The 14,694-nt window shown below is 39.1% G+C and carries 16 protein-coding genes; 2 read left to right on the top strand and 14 right to left on the bottom strand.

Annotation, left to right across the window (positions count from 1 at the left end; genetic code table 11):
* Positions 1 to 62 precede the first annotated feature (62 nt).
* The 13 genes from LI954_RS05705 to LI954_RS05645 all read right to left on the bottom strand — a co-directional run bounded on the left by LI954_RS05705 (position 63) and on the right by LI954_RS05645 (position 12,735).
* Positions 63 to 1,157: a DgaE family pyridoxal phosphate-dependent ammonia lyase gene (locus LI954_RS05705; protein WP_202064062.1), complete on the bottom strand. Its 1,095-nt coding sequence runs from the start codon at positions 1,155 to 1,157 to the stop codon at positions 63 to 65.
* Complete coding sequence (locus LI954_RS05700; RefSeq protein ID WP_202064061.1) at positions 1,141 to 2,256, bottom strand: amidohydrolase/deacetylase family metallohydrolase; 1,116 nt, start codon at positions 2,254 to 2,256, stop codon at positions 1,141 to 1,143. The genes LI954_RS05705 and LI954_RS05700 overlap by 17 nt, the downstream gene beginning before the upstream one ends.
* Positions 2,257 to 2,265: 9 nt before the next feature.
* On the bottom strand, positions 2,266 to 3,354 hold the full coding sequence (locus LI954_RS05695) for a DUF871 domain-containing protein (protein WP_202064060.1): 1,089 nt from the start codon (positions 3,352 to 3,354) through the stop codon (positions 2,266 to 2,268).
* On the bottom strand, positions 3,351 to 3,611 hold the full coding sequence (locus LI954_RS05690) for a hypothetical protein (protein WP_202064059.1): 261 nt from the start codon (positions 3,609 to 3,611) through the stop codon (positions 3,351 to 3,353). The genes LI954_RS05695 and LI954_RS05690 overlap by 4 nt, the downstream gene beginning before the upstream one ends.
* 192 nt (positions 3,612 to 3,803) lie before the next feature.
* The gene (locus tag LI954_RS05685; protein ID WP_202064058.1) at positions 3,804 to 5,111 is read right to left on the bottom strand and encodes a PTS sugar transporter subunit IIC; all 1,308 of its coding nucleotides are present in this window, start codon (positions 5,109 to 5,111) and stop codon (positions 3,804 to 3,806) included.
* 128 nt (positions 5,112 to 5,239) lie between these two features.
* Positions 5,240 to 5,938 (bottom strand): DUF4310 family protein, encoded by a 699-nt coding sequence (locus tag LI954_RS05680; protein WP_202064056.1) that lies wholly within the window; start codon positions 5,936 to 5,938, stop codon positions 5,240 to 5,242.
* 28 nt (positions 5,939 to 5,966) lie between these two features.
* The gene (locus LI954_RS05675) at positions 5,967 to 6,746 is read right to left on the bottom strand and encodes a DUF4311 domain-containing protein (RefSeq protein WP_202064054.1); all 780 of its coding nucleotides are present in this window, start codon (positions 6,744 to 6,746) and stop codon (positions 5,967 to 5,969) included.
* 22 nt (positions 6,747 to 6,768) lie between these two features.
* Positions 6,769 to 7,122 carry a DUF4312 family protein gene (locus tag LI954_RS05670; RefSeq protein ID WP_229443931.1) on the bottom strand — a complete coding sequence of 118 codons (354 nt, stop codon included), beginning with the start codon at positions 7,120 to 7,122 and terminating at the stop codon, positions 6,769 to 6,771.
* Positions 7,123 to 7,194: 72 nt separating this feature from the next.
* On the bottom strand, positions 7,195 to 7,551 hold the full coding sequence (locus LI954_RS05665; RefSeq protein WP_202064050.1) for a glycine-rich SFCGS family protein: 357 nt from the start codon (positions 7,549 to 7,551) through the stop codon (positions 7,195 to 7,197).
* 26 nt (positions 7,552 to 7,577) lie between these two features.
* Positions 7,578 to 7,919, bottom strand: coding sequence for a PRD domain-containing protein (locus LI954_RS05660; RefSeq protein ID WP_202064048.1), 342 nt, complete (start codon positions 7,917 to 7,919; stop codon positions 7,578 to 7,580).
* 105 nt (positions 7,920 to 8,024) lie between these two features.
* Positions 8,025 to 9,899: a BglG family transcription antiterminator gene (locus LI954_RS05655; protein WP_229443930.1), complete on the bottom strand. Its 1,875-nt coding sequence runs from the start codon at positions 9,897 to 9,899 to the stop codon at positions 8,025 to 8,027.
* 710 nt (positions 9,900 to 10,609) lie between these two features.
* Positions 10,610 to 11,569: a Gfo/Idh/MocA family protein gene (locus tag LI954_RS05650; RefSeq protein ID WP_202064045.1), complete on the bottom strand. Its 960-nt coding sequence runs from the start codon at positions 11,567 to 11,569 to the stop codon at positions 10,610 to 10,612.
* An 824-nt stretch (positions 11,570 to 12,393) separates the two neighbouring features.
* Complete coding sequence (locus LI954_RS05645) at positions 12,394 to 12,735, bottom strand: type II toxin-antitoxin system PemK/MazF family toxin (RefSeq protein WP_229443929.1); 342 nt, start codon at positions 12,733 to 12,735, stop codon at positions 12,394 to 12,396.
* A gap of 328 nt (positions 12,736 to 13,063) precedes the next feature.
* Between LI954_RS05645 and LI954_RS05640 the strand changes: the two genes are divergently transcribed.
* Positions 13,064 to 13,399 carry a hypothetical protein gene (locus LI954_RS05640; RefSeq protein ID WP_202064043.1) on the top strand — a complete coding sequence of 112 codons (336 nt, stop codon included), beginning with the start codon at positions 13,064 to 13,066 and terminating at the stop codon, positions 13,397 to 13,399.
* Positions 13,400 to 13,487: 88 nt separating this feature from the next.
* On the opposite strand, the gene udk is transcribed toward LI954_RS05640, so the two are convergent.
* A complete protein-coding gene (gene udk, locus LI954_RS05635) occupies positions 13,488 to 14,111 on the bottom strand; it encodes a uridine kinase (RefSeq protein ID WP_202064042.1) in 624 nt (207 codons plus the stop codon).
* A gap of 130 nt (positions 14,112 to 14,241) precedes the next feature.
* On the opposite strand from udk, the gene LI954_RS05630 reads away from it, so the two are divergent.
* Positions 14,242 to 14,691, top strand: a complete 450-nt coding sequence (locus LI954_RS05630) for a GNAT family N-acetyltransferase (protein WP_202064041.1) — start codon at positions 14,242 to 14,244, stop codon at positions 14,689 to 14,691.
* The last annotated feature ends 3 nt before the right edge of the window (positions 14,692 to 14,694 follow it).

Raw genomic sequence — 14,694 nt, 5'->3', positions numbered from 1 at the left:
TAAACCCCTTCTGTATATAATTTAATACGATATTCTTCATAATAACATAGCTAAAGCCGTTTTTATTTCATAATTTCTGTCAGGCGGACAGTGATCTTATCCATTTCTTCCTTATTAACAGAACGGATATCAAACTCAATGATTCCGTTATTTGCCTGATATTCTCTAGTGTAGATTGCCGGATTCTCTGTCTTCAGCTCACGAATCACTTCTTTGGCCGTTTTATTTCCAGAAACTTTTATGCTTGCTCGATAGATATCTCTCCCTGCACTGTCCTGTACAACTTTTGCATCTATATTGGAAATATTATTCAAATCAGTGATAAAAGGAGCCAGACGATCCTTCATCGAATCACCGGATTCACTGCCGTTCTTCAAATAGTCTTCCACAGCCTGAGTAAACCCTAGAATGTTGTCCTTGCCGATTTTCATTGCGCGGCCAATCCCTTTTCCTTGAAGACGAATCCATTCAATGTATTCTTTTTTTCCGACAACCATTCCGGCACTTGGACCTTCAATCGCTTTCGCCCCGCTGTAAATAACCAGATCAGCTCCTGCCTCGATATATTTAAACAAATCTTCTTCTGCAGCAGCATCAACAATCAGCGGCAATTGATGTTTATGGGCAATCTCTGCTGCTTCAGCCGGACTTAGCATGCTTTTTTGAACTGTATGGTGACTTTTAATATATAAGACAGCTGCCGTCTCTTCAGTAATCATCATTTCAATATGTTCCGGTGTACACATATTTGCATACCCAGCTTCAACCAGCTCACCGCCTCCCTGAGCAATCATCACTTCAACAGGTGTTCCATAATCGACATTATGCCCTTTCGGAATAATAATTTCCCGTCGGCTGATACGATCTGTATAAGGATGGTACGCATGATAAATGGAACCTTGACCAATCAGAGCCGACACACTTTGAGCAATCCCCGCAGAGGCAGAGGAAACAATTTGAGCATCTTCAACCTTCAGCAACTCAGCAAGATAGCTCCCTGTTTGAATACTTAATTCGCTCATTTCAAAGAAGTGCTCTCCGCCAAATTTCTGAGCTGCCAAAACATTTTCAGATACCTTTGAAACTCCAAGGACAGTCATTCGTCCGGAAGCATTGATCACTTCTTTTAGATTAAACTTTTCATAACTGATTGTCATAAACAACACCTCCGATAATTGTTTTTACAGGTTTAATCAGCTCTGCTGCTTCTCTGGTAAAGCCATTTGAGTCTGTCAGTAATTTGCTGCCTTCTTCTATAGTAAAAATGGTAAGATCAGCATCGTAACCAGTTACCAAATGACCTTTTCTTTTCAGATGGAAGCTCTCAGCTGGGGCTGCCGTCACTTTATTAATAATCTCCGACCACTCATAACCTGCAACACGCAGTTTTTCCATTGTTGTGGCCAGATCGTAAACCGGTCCGTTTTCCCTATTGCGGATGTAAATATCTGTACTGATAGTTTTTGCCTTTATTCCTTCTTTAAGTGCTGTTTCAGCAACAGTAAAATTAAAGCTGTCAGTTCCGTGACCAATATCAAAAACGATCCCTTTATTATACGCTGCTGTGGCAAAATCTTTTATCTTGCCCTTTTCTGAATCCAAAATACCGTTGGCTTTTCCATTAAAACAATGCGTTAGAATATCGCCGGCAGACATATGCTCCAGAATATCATCCAATTCAGGAGGGGCAGAACCGATATGAACCATTAACGGTACATTATTATTCTCTTTCTGGATTTCCTTTGCAAGCTCAAGCGGCTTGATTCCATTCTCACCAATCACCGTTTTGCTCATTCGAGCTTTTATACCAATCACAAAATCAGACAGATCAGTTAATGTTTTCTTTACCAGCTCTTTCTGAATCTTTGTAAGATCTGCCAGCTCATCCTGTTCGACAATTCCCCATTTGGATATGTTTACAAGTGCGTAAACATTGGTTTTTGCCTGAACAGCTAAATCATGAAATTCATGAATGTTTTCTGCACCGGTTGTTCCGGCATCGATCACAGTAGTTACACCCTTTTTCACTCCGATTTCATCTGGAAAGTCATAATACAGTGTCATTTTTTCAAAGCAATGGACATGATCATCGATCCAGCCGGGAGAAATAAAAGACTCTCCTTTTAAATCAATCTGTTCCTTACTTTTACCCTCAACAAAAACACCGGTTTCAGCGATCTTTCCGTCAAGTATTGCAATATCAATTGTTTGTCCACCAATTAATTTTCCATTTTTTATCAGTAAATCATAGACCATATAGTCCCCCTACTTTTCTTTTAATCTAAATTTTGTCCAAGGCTTTATATAGTCCAGCAAGACCTGTTCCTCGGCAATGATACTGCCGACCTTGTTCTTTCTTGTATCTTTATGCGGCTGCAATACAAGCTGCAGCTCATTCTTGTATTTTCCAAATGCATCATTTCCGATAACAATATCGCCAACGCTGAATTCCTGATTATTATCATGCGCAGAATTCTTTTCCTGACTGTATTTCTTACGAACTTCTGTCGAGCGAGCCATCAGCACTGTGATATCTCCTCGGCGAAAATGCTGTTCATCCAATACAATTGTTTTTTCTACAGGATTCACGGCATCTGTAAACTCAACACGTAATTCCAGCTGATAGCGATTCAAATTGCCTAATACTTCGAGCTCTTCATCTGATGCATAGGCATTTCCTATGATAACATCATCAATCAGCCCTGTAGCAAATAAGTGCTTGGCCTGAACCTCCACCGGCAAATGACGGTGACTCTCAAGTGTTGGCAAGCCATCATTGATATCCCACGGTCCAATGCTCCCTGACTGAGAAGTAATAAAGGCTGCAGTACGAATGCCCTTTTCTTTAAAACGTATACTGCATTTTTCAAAGAAATCATAAGGCAGAGCTGTACCTTCCTGAGGATAAAAATTATGACAGCCGTACAAAAAGGGCTTATTTGCTTCATAGGTCAAAATATTATCCAAGTAGGCAACATCATTACTCATATTCAATTCTATCGCCAAATTATATGGATTGAAAGTTAGTTTCGCTTCTTTATTTCCATCAAAGCCAACATCCAGACGGATTCCGTCTGCTCCAAGCTCATGGAAAAAGGATAAATCATCATAAGAGATTTCCAGCTCATCAAATAAAGAGGGAACAACATCCAGTATGGTCTCAAAGCCAAGCTTTTTCGCATAACTGATTAAATGCTGAAACTTTTGTTTGACTGTGTCTTTCCCATCCGTTACCTCCAGCATACTCATAAAAATTCTGGTAAATCCATATTCTGCTGCTTTCTTTAAATAAGCTTTATCCTGTTCCATATCACTATGATTCGGATATACTGAAACTCCCAGTGCTCTTTTCATATTCTTTTGCCACGCTCCATCTTGTCAAATTTATCTCGATTTTTCCATGATACCAAAGATCCAAAGAAAATAGTGGTCGTTCCTACAATCAATATCGGCTGTCCTGCTATAATACCCAGAACAATTGCCAAAGAAATTCCGCCTATTGAATACAAGCAAAGTGTTCTCAATCGGACACTTGTCAGTTTTTCAGGCAGTAGCTTTTTCTCCAGCACAGCCTGTACAATAACAAAAAAAAGAATGAACCATACCCACATCGCTTACTCCTCCTATAGCAGTGTTTGTTAGCGCCTTTTATCTAAAATGAAAGAGAGATGAGCCCGGAACATATGCACGTACCAGGCTCATTTACTATCTCTATAACAGAATAATGGACGTTGCTGAAACATCGAGTCTACAAAAGACTGTCATAACCTTATTCTGCCCGCTTCCCTTTTTACAAATTCTTTTTATACTGCTTCTGCTGCTTCTTCCAGTTCCAATTCTTTATCAAGCTGCTGCTTTTCATAAACTTTAAAGAATGGATAGTAGATAGCCAGTGTAATGACAAAGTTGATACAAACCAGAATCGCTGACATGACACTGTAATCTGTACTCAGCCATGCAGCAATTGGTGCCGGTAAAGTAAAGGCCAGACGAACAGCCATCATTGGAACGACGTTCGTAATTGTTAAAAAGTAAGATAATGTAGTTGTTACCAATGGAGCCACAATAAACGGTATCCCGATAATTGGATTCATTACAATCGGCGTCCCGAAAATAACTGGTTCATTGATGTTGAAAATTCCTGGAAGCAGGGATAGTCGGCCCAAGCTTTTTAGGTACTCTGATTTTGAAAAGACCATTAAAAGAACTAACGCCAGTGTCGTTCCCGCACCGCCAATCCAAACGAACCATTGTAAAAACTGTTCCGTAAAGATATTAGGCAGTTCATCTGCACTTATACCATTTAGAAATGCCTCATTATTTTCAACAATTGACATATCCCAGAATGGGCGGATAACCGGTCCCATAATTGCCGGACCATGAATCCCAAGAACCCAGAAGAAACAGATTAGGAAAACTGTTAGAAGTCCTCCGAACAAACTGTTTCCTGCCAGAATACCTTTTAACGGCATCAGCAGATTACTTAAGAATCCGTTTAAGTCAAAGCCGATAATATGGCGCAGTCCCCAGAACAACAACAAGATAACAGTGCCTGGAATTAACGCTACAAATGAATTTGATACTTCCGGCGGTACACCCTCAGGCATTTTAATCGTAATATCTCTTGAAACAAAGAAGCGGTAAATTTCCACCGTCAGCAACGCTGCAACAATTGCTCCAAACAGAGAAGCTGCTCCCATGTTTGCCAAATTAATGTAACGACCGGCATTAATGACATCTGGAACATCCTCAAACACTCTTGTTGGAGGAGCAGCCGTCACCAAGAAAGCAACCAATGCCAAAATGCCGCACATCAGTGAGTCAAGTTTATAACTTTGCGCTAAAGAAGATGCAATCCCAAAAGTAGCATATAGAGCCAGAATTCCCATAGTATATCGGGAAGGAATATCCATTACAGCTGAATAAGGTGCAATAAATTCCATGTACGAATCAATAGGAATATTTTGAAACAGCGTAAAAAACGACCCCACGATTGTTAAAGGCATTGTTGCAATCAACCCTTTTCTAATTGCCACCATGTGCTTTTGCGAGCCAAATTTATTGGCTACAGGCATCAGGTGCTGTTCCATCCACAATACAAATCCATTCATTTTAAACTTCCTCCGTTCAATTAAAGATTATAACGTTATTATAAATCATTGCGGATTTATAATAACATAGTTCTATACTAATGTAAACGGATTTTTCACTATTTTATGAATAGAGTTTCTACTTATTACTACGGCAATTCTACTGGAAAGAATGCTCCGAAAATCATCGCTCCAAGTATTGCCCCGCCTGCAATCGGTTTTTTCCATGCATAGAAAATCAATGCACCGATCGTCGAACCGATACCAATGGGGATTGAAGCACCAGCTGCACTTAAAATGATTAGCGGACCAAGGAAGCGGCCAGCCGCATTTCCTGCTCCCATCATAATATCTGCTCCAAATGTGGAATTCGCCTGATTAATCGTAAATTTACGAATCAGAATAATAACACCGCCAACTAATAGTCCCAGCACAGCTCCGGTAATCAAGGACAACGCAAAATTATCAATCGGCGCTGTAATATTCATACTCAATAAAATAGCTGGTACGCCAATACCAATTCCTGTCAGAATTGAACCGCCCAAATCTAAAATCCCTACCAGCGAGCCTTCCAAAATACGTGCAAACAGGAAGCTGGCTCCAAACGCTGCCGCAGCTCCATAAGAATCTCCGTCAAGCCCAGCCTTCAGCATTGCCACGATCGATACTTCATTAAAAGCCCCTACACCATGGACCACATACATATGTGTACCTGCAAATACTGCAGCTGCCATCAAACCAACTAAAATCGGAAAAGACCAGTCAGCATACCAGAAGCTTTTTGCTTTCAATGATTCTTGAATCTCTATCTCTTCCTGAGACCATTCTTGTTTCTCTTTTACATCCATACCTTGCTTCCCCCTTACTTAAATCAGTTTATTTTACAGTAAATACATCATGCAGATTATTCAGCCAGTTTGGTACTTCCAGCTTAAAGCTCTCAATCATCTGCATATCAAATCCACGGAAAAAGCCGCTGAAAATAAACAGGAGAATAATTGCAGCCATCATAGCTTTCGTCATCTTGGACCAGCCCAGCTCATCGACGCCTTTACCAATTAGAATTCCCAGAACTACACCGGGCACTGCATTTCCCATAACCAGCTGAGAAAGTCCGCCAAATAATGTTCCCCAAAAACCTGTACGTTTACCTGCATCTAAAGCTGCCAGCCAAAACAATACCGGCATCACTGTATTTATTAAAATAGTTGCAGCCGGAACCAGAACAGCCACTGCGGTTACTTGAAGAGATGGCGGTATAGCTGCAGCTGTACTGTTTAAAAAAGCTACAGTTATAATTCCCGCAATCATTCCTGTAATCCCCATTTTTTTAGGATCATGCATCGTTTTTGTGACATCTTTATCTTTGACCAATAATGCAGCAGCTGCCCAGTTCGGAATGATTCGATGTGTGACATCCTGAGTAAATGCACCTGCCCCCACAGCAGAAGCCCACGCATTAAAGAAAAAGCCCAACCCAAAAGAAAAATGGGAAGCTGGATCTCCCTCTGCTGCATTCATTTCTCCTAATGTTCTAAATGCACCCAACCCCTGAGTTTGAGGAGCATGAAACATTCTCGCCGCTCCGGTCCCAGCCGCAAAGCCAAGTAACCCGCCAATAATAACTGATTTAAATAGAATAATAATTAAATCCACTTACCTGTTCCTCCTGCCCTAATTAAATTTTCCTTGATGTAAACGGAATCGTTACACCATTCGGATCTTCTGAATCCACTTTTGTAAAAACGATATCAGCTGCTTCAATCAAACTGATTTCTACCTCAACCATTAACTCTACTTCATAATTTGTTCGTTTTCTCGGAAAGAAGAAGAACAGAAATCGTTCAGTGTACTCTTTCTCTTTTGCAAACAGAACAGCAATATTTGTCGGTTCGATTCGAATCAGTACATCTTCTGAATCTTTAAGAACTTTTTTCGAAACACTGCTCAATGCACTGGCAAATGCGGTGACTTTACTGTCTCCTTTTCCTGTTACCTGTACGATCTGTGACATCTTTTTAGTTAGTCCCATTCCTCTTCCTCCTCGTGCATTTTTTAGACATCTGATATACATTTAATCTGCTTCTGTATTAAGCATTCATTGCTATTCTCCATGTTTCTTAATGAATGCTTCTGTCAGTCTTTTCCCAAGTTCTTCCTGATCCATGAATCCAAAACCAAGAACTGTTTTCCCATCATTGATTGCTGTAATCCCCTCCTCAATCGAACGCATCCCATGTCGCTCCGGATAGCCATATTTCGTTGCCGCAGTTAAAGCTCCTGCCCCGCCGCTCCCACAAAAGGAAATACCCATATCCGCATTTTCCTGCTGCATCACATCACCTAAACGCATATCTGCACCCATTCCCGGTACAACTACCGCACGTCCGCCGGCAGCTTCGACACCTTTCGCTACATTTTGTCCTTTTCCTAAACGATCTGCAATTACTACTGTTATCATCCTATTTCCTCCTAAAATTATTAGATTTACTCAACTGAATTTTGTTTAGCTGTTTCAAAATGAATGGATAAAACATACATTTCATCAATCATCAGATTCCCAATACTTTTTACCAGCTCACCAGCTATAGACAGTGCTTCACTCGATACTTCCGCAAACAGCTCCGGATCAATACCTGTCATTTTCTCACCTGCTTTCGAACGCTTAATCATTTCATTTATGTGATTGATTAAAACCGTCCACTGTAAATCGGTGGGAACAATCCCGTTCGCTTCCAGAAGCTGATTTGCCTGTTCAATCATTTCAGTCAGTTCCGCCTGATATTCAGAATCATTGATGATTTTTTTTGCCTCTTCAGTTAAATTCATAGCCTCACACCCTTTTCATTGATATCTTTTACTTAATTTCTGTTTATGAATTGGCTTCCTTCCCTGACTCAATAATTGCCGCTTCTGGAGTGTTTCTCTTGTGAATCACCCCAGATTCTCTTTAATATAGTTTAATAAAGCAACGATCTCTGCCTGATTAACAGTTAAATTGTTTTTGGCAAATATTTGTTCAATTTTTTCTACCAATACTTTCCTTTCCATCAATTTTTCTTTCATGCTGTACCTGCCATTCTCATACTGCCCGTCAAACATTATTCTGTGAACCATCAACAGCACATGAAGCAAAAAAGCTTCTCTGTATTCCTCATTCAGACTTTCTGAAAAAGCTGTCAGCAGCTCTTCATAAATAATGTATCCTGTCATCAAAAGCTCTCTGCTTTCAGCCTCAATTCCCTTTCTTTCTTTCAAGGGACGGCGCGGCGTCAGCCTAGGAATACTTCCATCACGAACACTGGTCAAAATTTTATTTACCTGTTCCTGAATTAGCTGGATATCTCCTTCAGTCGGTAAAGGGTTCACTTTAATAAAAGGGTGATTCATTCCCTCAATCGGAAAAATACTAAGAATCAGGTCAGGATTCTTTTCTTCAATCAATTCTGCAGCATTGAGTACTGAGGCAAATCCGGCTATCTCAACATTCGACACTTCCTCCAGAATTTTCTGTTCAATCAGGCTGGTAACACCTAGCCCCGTTGAACAAACATAAACAATCCTCACAGTGTTCACTTCATGCTGATTTTTTTCATAGGCAACCAGAAAATGCAATGCAATATAAGCAATAAATGATTCATTAATAAAATGAACGGCGTTCTCAATAGTACGATTACTTCCACATTCGATTGCAGCAAAAAGCTGCGGATATTTTGTCTTGATATCATCAACAAAAGGATTGTACTCATTGATAAACTGATGCTTCTTTGTTAAACGCAAAGACAGATGTGCAAATAAATTCGTAAAAAGCTGGCGATCTCTAAAAAAAGGAAAGTTGATTTCATTAGAAACATTTTTAATTAATTCTTCAGTCAGTTTCGCTATATCCTGATTTTTGTCAGAAATAAACACATCACTGTATATATATAAGTATTCGTCAGCAAGCAGAGGCAGTTCATAATATTCAAATACTTTATCCATCAGCAAAAATGGCAGATCCTGTTTTTTCAGAAGCTCCTTTTGGTTTGATAAAATCTTATAGCCATTCATGGTGTGATTCAGCTGCATTCGTGAAGCTGCAATTGAAACACGTAATGTAATTGACAGAAGCTCTGCATAATTGAAATGCTCAAATAGTGATGGGTCCAATAATTGAGCCATTTTACTCAATGCCACTTGATAAATATCCCGAAAAATTGCGTTTGTACCTACATGGACTTCCAGCTTTGATTTTTTATTTCCGGGTTGAACAAAGTGGCTCATAATTTGATAAATATCATATTCAGTAATTTCTTTCTGACTGATGTATTCCATTAGCAAACGGATTTTGCTTTCTTCTCCGCAAATTAGAAAGCCCAGACCGCTTTGCCGGTTCAATGTGATTCCATATTCATTAATAAAAGCCTCCAGCCGATCAAGATCTTTTAAAATCGTATTACGGCTGACTTGAAGTTCATCAGATAATTTCTGAGATGTTACGTAATCCTTTGACAAAATCAAGTAGAAAATCAGCTGATTCATCCTCAGCTCCTGATCAGGATATGTTTCAAATCGATCAACTTCAAGGATTTCATTTTTCAGTCTCAATAGTTTTGAATCAGGCAGGTCCAGCCATATTCCTTTATTCCTTCGTGCCTGCAGTATAATTCCGCGCTCCCAAAACCATTCACGGACTTTATCTAAATCATATTTGACTGTGCGGACACTAACCTTAAACTTCTCTGCCAGCTCCTTCGTGGTGATACTGTTTTCCATATCCAAAAGCAGCAGCAGCAGATTGATTTCTCGTTTTGATAAGTGCAGCGACATCTTTCACCACCTTCATTTCCTTCCCTTACATTTGCAACTATAGCCTGATTTTATTAGTGTAACAACACAAAAAAGTTGCACTTTTGTAAGTGCAACCTTAATCAGATATCTTTTTTATAACTCTAAATTTGAACTGTTTCTCTTGTCAGCCTCTTTCCACTGCTTTGTTAAAAGCTGGCATTGCAGGCTTTTTTATTTCCTTAAGTGCAAAACATCTTAAAAATAACAGAAGAAACATACCTGCACTTAACTTGAATTCTCCAATATTTTATGGAAATTTGCAAAAAAAAGAAGATTTTCATCTTCTTTTTATACAGTATTTATATGGTTATAAATAGATAACGACTTCTCCACAAAGACTTTATCCGACACACTACAAATGCGGTAGCTGATGAACAAGGGGTACCTTGAACCTCTGTGCCTCTGTTTTAACCAACCTCAAGCCGATGAATCGGAACAGTCAGAAACTGTCAGGTTGAGTCAACTCGTCGCATGAGGACTACTTTAGCACACTTTTGTCCTTAATTCAACCGGATTCCAAAAATCGAATGACTATTCTTTATTTAGAAAATCCTGTCCAAGTTTCTTAGCCGGAGTTACACAGCACTTTATCCTGAAACAAAATATGATAGACGCTTTACTCACGTATAAGATTTCATTTTCAGTCCCTTTCAGGTACTCTTATACTTCTGCTGCTTCATATCCGTTTTTTATTCAGTCCACCGGGTGTACATTTCTTCCACTAATTTCACCGTATCAAGAGTTATTTTCTTTGTCATAGCAGGACTTTCCAGAAGTCCTTTCTCCAAACAATCATTGACATGGTCTACTTCAAATGAAAATTCATTGTTAAATGTACTGGTTAGTTTTTCTGTTGTTCCATCTGCATAATGAATCATTCCCTGCTTTGCTTTCCAAAATGATGGAATCTCTATTTTTCCCTTTTCACCATAAATCGTCATCTCACTAGGTAAGTCAAGATTTACAGTTATAAATATACTGGCCAAAAGCTGATTTGAAAATTTTAACGAGAGGTCAAAACGTGCGTCTGTTTTTCCCGGCTCAATAGATGCCTGCCCGGTACAGCTCTCTATTGCTTCTCCCAGAATAAACTGAATATACTCAAGCGGGTAGCTTCCTGATCCATGTAATGCACCACCACCGGCATCCATTGAATGAAACCACTTCAGGTGATCAATATTCGGATAAGCAGTCACGGATCGAATATACAGAACTTTTCCAATTTTATTCTCTTGGACAGCAGCTTTAACTTTAGCAGTTACCGGCAGAAAAACAGCTTTTTGTGCCTCCATCAAAAAACAATTATTTTTTTCGGCCAACTCAAATAGCTCTTCTGCTTCACTGATACAAAGTGTAAAAGGCTTTTCCAGAAGCACATGCTTGTGGTTCTCCAAAGCCAGCCTGGCTGCTGAATAATGACCTTTGTTATATGTTGCGATGTAGACCACATCAATTTCTTTATCCCGGCAAAGTTCATCATAACTTCCATAGGCTTTTGGTATCCCAAGCTTTTCCGCTGCCTCTTTTGCTTTTGTCAAGTCTCTGGATGCAATTGCTGCTGCTTCTCCTTGTCTGCTTTCTCTGATCCCCTGAACAAACCGCGGAACAATCTGCGCAGTGCTTAAAATCCCATAGCGAATCTTTTTCAAATTAAACCCTCCTTATCTACTCTACTATACTGAGAAAAAATAAAATTTCAAATCCTGCAAAGCAAACCCTTAAAAATAAACAAACAAAATGGGTCTGCGACATTAGTATGCCCCAGACCCTTAAAACTGAATAAACAGTGTTCCAGAAGTAAAAGTCTCTTTTGGACCTGCGGTTACTTAAGACATAACATTTAGTGCCTATGAGCTATGATGAACAATACCTGCCTAATCACCAAAAATTTGTGGCGCATCAAGTAGGAAGGCGCATAGGAACGTGTTGTGTTGCCGCTGCAATTAATTGCCTCTCTTTCCGGAATGAATGATCGCTAATTCATTTGACTAGCGCACATATATCATTCCACTAAAAAAATCTGACAAAAGCGGAACTGACAACTCAAGGCATAGCAGCAGCACGTTCCTGCAAGCTGCTCTACGGTTCTCACTACACTACACTTTGTTTCGATCTCATCAATTTCTACATGGCAAAGCCACTAAGAATTGAAGGACTTCGTTTCGATCTCATCACTTTCTAAATGACAAAGTCATTAAGAATTGAAGAATTTCACTGCGATTGATTTGTCAGAGCAGATGATGCATGATACCTGCCCGATGCTAAAAGCTAGGCACTTCTGCCTCTGCAGTCAGCTATCTCATTGTATATGGAATAAATTCTGACAAATTTATCTCCATCAGAGCTTCGCATACCATCCTGCTAGCTTACTACTAGGCAAGCAGGACTGGCAGCTCAGGACAAATAAAGATTTGTCATAACCTCATCTTCCCCATTCTTCACACTTCATCATTCTATGTATCAGCTAAAGAGCCTATCGAATTCCTATGCTTATCTTCAGCGCCTGATTTACTTTTTCCATATCACCTTCTTGCAGTTTGCAGATCTTCTGCAAAATTCGTTCCTTATCCAGTGTCCGAATTTGTTCCAGTAAAACAAGCGAAGGAGTCAGTTCCTCTTCATGCGGAATGTTCACCTTAACCTGTGTCGGCTGCATTTTTTTTCTGATATTTCTTGTAATAGGCGCTACAATCAATGTTGGACTAAATAAATTTCCTTTATTATTTTGAATAATCAAAACCGGCCGGATTCCTCCTTGTTCAGATCCAACAACTGGTGACAGATTTGCGTAAAAAATTTCTCCCCTGCGTATCATTTCTTTTATCTCCCCCTTCCGAGGATAACATCTTTTTACAAATTATAACATGATTCGTACAGAAATGTTTTTCAAGATTTTAAAAGAATAAGCAAATATTTGATAATTTATAGTAGAATAACTGACATATTATCAAAAAAAAAAGAACTGCAAAAAAAACTTTCAATTCATGACCTTTTTTGACCTTTTTCCTGTTAAAGTTCAAGTTGAATAGATATTCAAAAGCTTTTATGATAAACTTATATTGTATTTCGGGGTCAGCTTCTGACCCTTATTTACTTTAGGGGGATGGTTAGAGAATCACCATTATTGATAGAAGGAGCGCTGTATGAATATCTATTCGATTAAAATTTCACCTAATCGACCTTTCAACAAGTCTGAATTGAACTACTTACTTGAAAGATGTACCATACTTTCCAAAAAGGCGGAAGCCTTAGACTACATTAAAAAATGTAGTTACACTTATGACCAGAATGCCGAATCATTCAACTTTGATTTTATCTGTATCCATGATGAAGCCTTCTCGCTCAATATTGTTAAAGACAATCGCTCAAATAATCATACATTTTCTATGCAAAATTATGAAAAATGGGCTGTCTTGAGAAAAGATTTTTTGAAGCAGCTTAAAATCATCGACGATATTCACACCGGCCTTCACAACTAAGACAGCACTGCTTGACAAAATGATGATTAGCTGAAAAAACGGGATTTTCAAATTGAAAATCCCGCTTTTTTTATCTTGTATGGTCAGCTTAATCCAAAATACTTTTTATTTTAGTCGTAATTAAATCAATTGCCACATGATTTTCTCCGCCTTCTGGAACAATTACATCGGCATATCTCTTTGTAGGTTCAATAAATTGATGGTACATCGGCTTTACTACGGTCAAGTACTGATCAATCACCGAATCCAGTGTCCGTCCTCGTTCTTCCATATCCCTTTTTATCCGCCGAATAATCCGAGTATCGTCATCTGTATCCACATACAGCTTGATATCCATTAGCTCCCGCAGTCTGGGATCTTCCAAAATCAGAATTCCTTCCAAAATAATCACGTCCTTCGGCTCCTGTATAACAGTCTCCGAACTTCTGGTATGAGCCACATAATCATAGACCGGTTTTTCTATAGGCTGGCAGTTCAACAGCTGCTTTAAGTGCTCAATCAATAAATCCGTATCAAATGCAAACGGATGGTCATAGTTGGTTGTTAATCTCTCCTCAAAGCTTAAATGGCTTTGATCTTTGTAGTAAGAATCATGCTCAAGCATCATGATGGAATGATCAGGAAAGTAATTGAAAATTGCTCGGCTGACACTTGTTTTGCCGCTCCCTGAGCCCCCGGTTACACCAATGATTATCGGTTGATTGTTTTTCATGCAGGAAAACCTCTTTCTTTTTCAGCTATAGTCATTGTCGTCCTTATCTATTATAATGAAAAGCGGAAAGAATGCCACAGAAAATATGAGCTTTTTTAGAATTCAATAAAAATTTACTGGAGGTAAAAATTTGAAGCTCGATAAAATAAAACTACTGACAGATGATCACTACAGATTACTCTTTAAAGCCGATCCATCCAAACGACTTATCGATGACTATACACAAAGGGGAACAGTATTTGCTGCTCTGAATCCTGAACTGGTTGGAATTATGGTCCTGCTGCCAACTCGTCCTGATACACTGGAACTGGTGAACATTGCAGTAGACGAAGCCTTTCAAAATCAAGGCTATGCACAAAAAATGATTGCCTTCGCATTTGACTATGCAAGAAAGCAGGGAATTAAGACGATGGAAGTAGGTACAGGAAGTACAGGATTCGCCCAACTTTATCTCTATCAGAAATGCGGATTTCGCATGACAGGCATAGATAAAGACTTTTTCATTCGCCATTATGATGAAGAAATTATTGACAATGGTCAAGTTCTGAATGATATGGTTCGTTTAAGTCTGGATTTATAAATA

This window comes from Enterococcus sp. CWB-B31 (assembly GCF_020567645.1).
Lineage (GTDB): Bacteria > Bacillota > Bacilli > Lactobacillales > Enterococcaceae > Enterococcus_L.
The sequence above is the reverse complement of the archived record's forward strand: the minus strand, read 5'-3'. Positions and strand labels throughout refer to the sequence as shown.

Excerpts from the sequence above, each read along its gene's own strand:
- LI954_RS05705 (WP_202064062.1), bottom strand. The coding sequence starts at position 1,157 with ATGACAATCAGTTATGAAAAGTTTAATCTAAAAGAAGTGATCAATGCT.
- LI954_RS05700 (WP_202064061.1), bottom strand. The coding sequence starts at position 2,256 with ATGGTCTATGATTTACTGATAAAAAATGGAAAATTAATTGGTGGACAA.
- LI954_RS05695 (WP_202064060.1), bottom strand. The coding sequence starts at position 3,354 with ATGAAAAGAGCACTGGGAGTTTCAGTATATCCGAATCATAGTGATATG.
- LI954_RS05690 (WP_202064059.1), bottom strand. The coding sequence starts at position 3,611 with ATGTGGGTATGGTTCATTCTTTTTTTTGTTATTGTACAGGCTGTGCTG.
- LI954_RS05685 (WP_202064058.1), bottom strand. The coding sequence starts at position 5,111 with ATGAATGGATTTGTATTGTGGATGGAACAGCACCTGATGCCTGTAGCC.
- LI954_RS05680 (WP_202064056.1), bottom strand. The coding sequence starts at position 5,938 with ATGGATGTAAAAGAGAAACAAGAATGGTCTCAGGAAGAGATAGAGATT.
- LI954_RS05670 (WP_229443931.1), bottom strand. The coding sequence starts at position 7,122 with ATGGGACTAACTAAAAAGATGTCACAGATCGTACAGGTAACAGGAAAA.
- LI954_RS05665 (WP_202064050.1), bottom strand. The coding sequence starts at position 7,551 with ATGATAACAGTAGTAATTGCAGATCGTTTAGGAAAAGGACAAAATGTA.
- LI954_RS05660 (WP_202064048.1), bottom strand. The coding sequence starts at position 7,919 with ATGAATTTAACTGAAGAGGCAAAAAAAATCATCAATGATTCTGAATAT.
- LI954_RS05655 (WP_229443930.1), bottom strand. The coding sequence starts at position 9,899 with ATGTCGCTGCACTTATCAAAACGAGAAATCAATCTGCTGCTGCTGCTT.
- LI954_RS05645 (WP_229443929.1), bottom strand. The coding sequence starts at position 12,735 with ATGATACGCAGGGGAGAAATTTTTTACGCAAATCTGTCACCAGTTGTT.
- LI954_RS05640 (WP_202064043.1), top strand. The coding sequence starts at position 13,064 with ATGAATATCTATTCGATTAAAATTTCACCTAATCGACCTTTCAACAAG.
- udk (WP_202064042.1), bottom strand. The coding sequence starts at position 14,111 with ATGAAAAACAATCAACCGATAATCATTGGTGTAACCGGGGGCTCAGGG.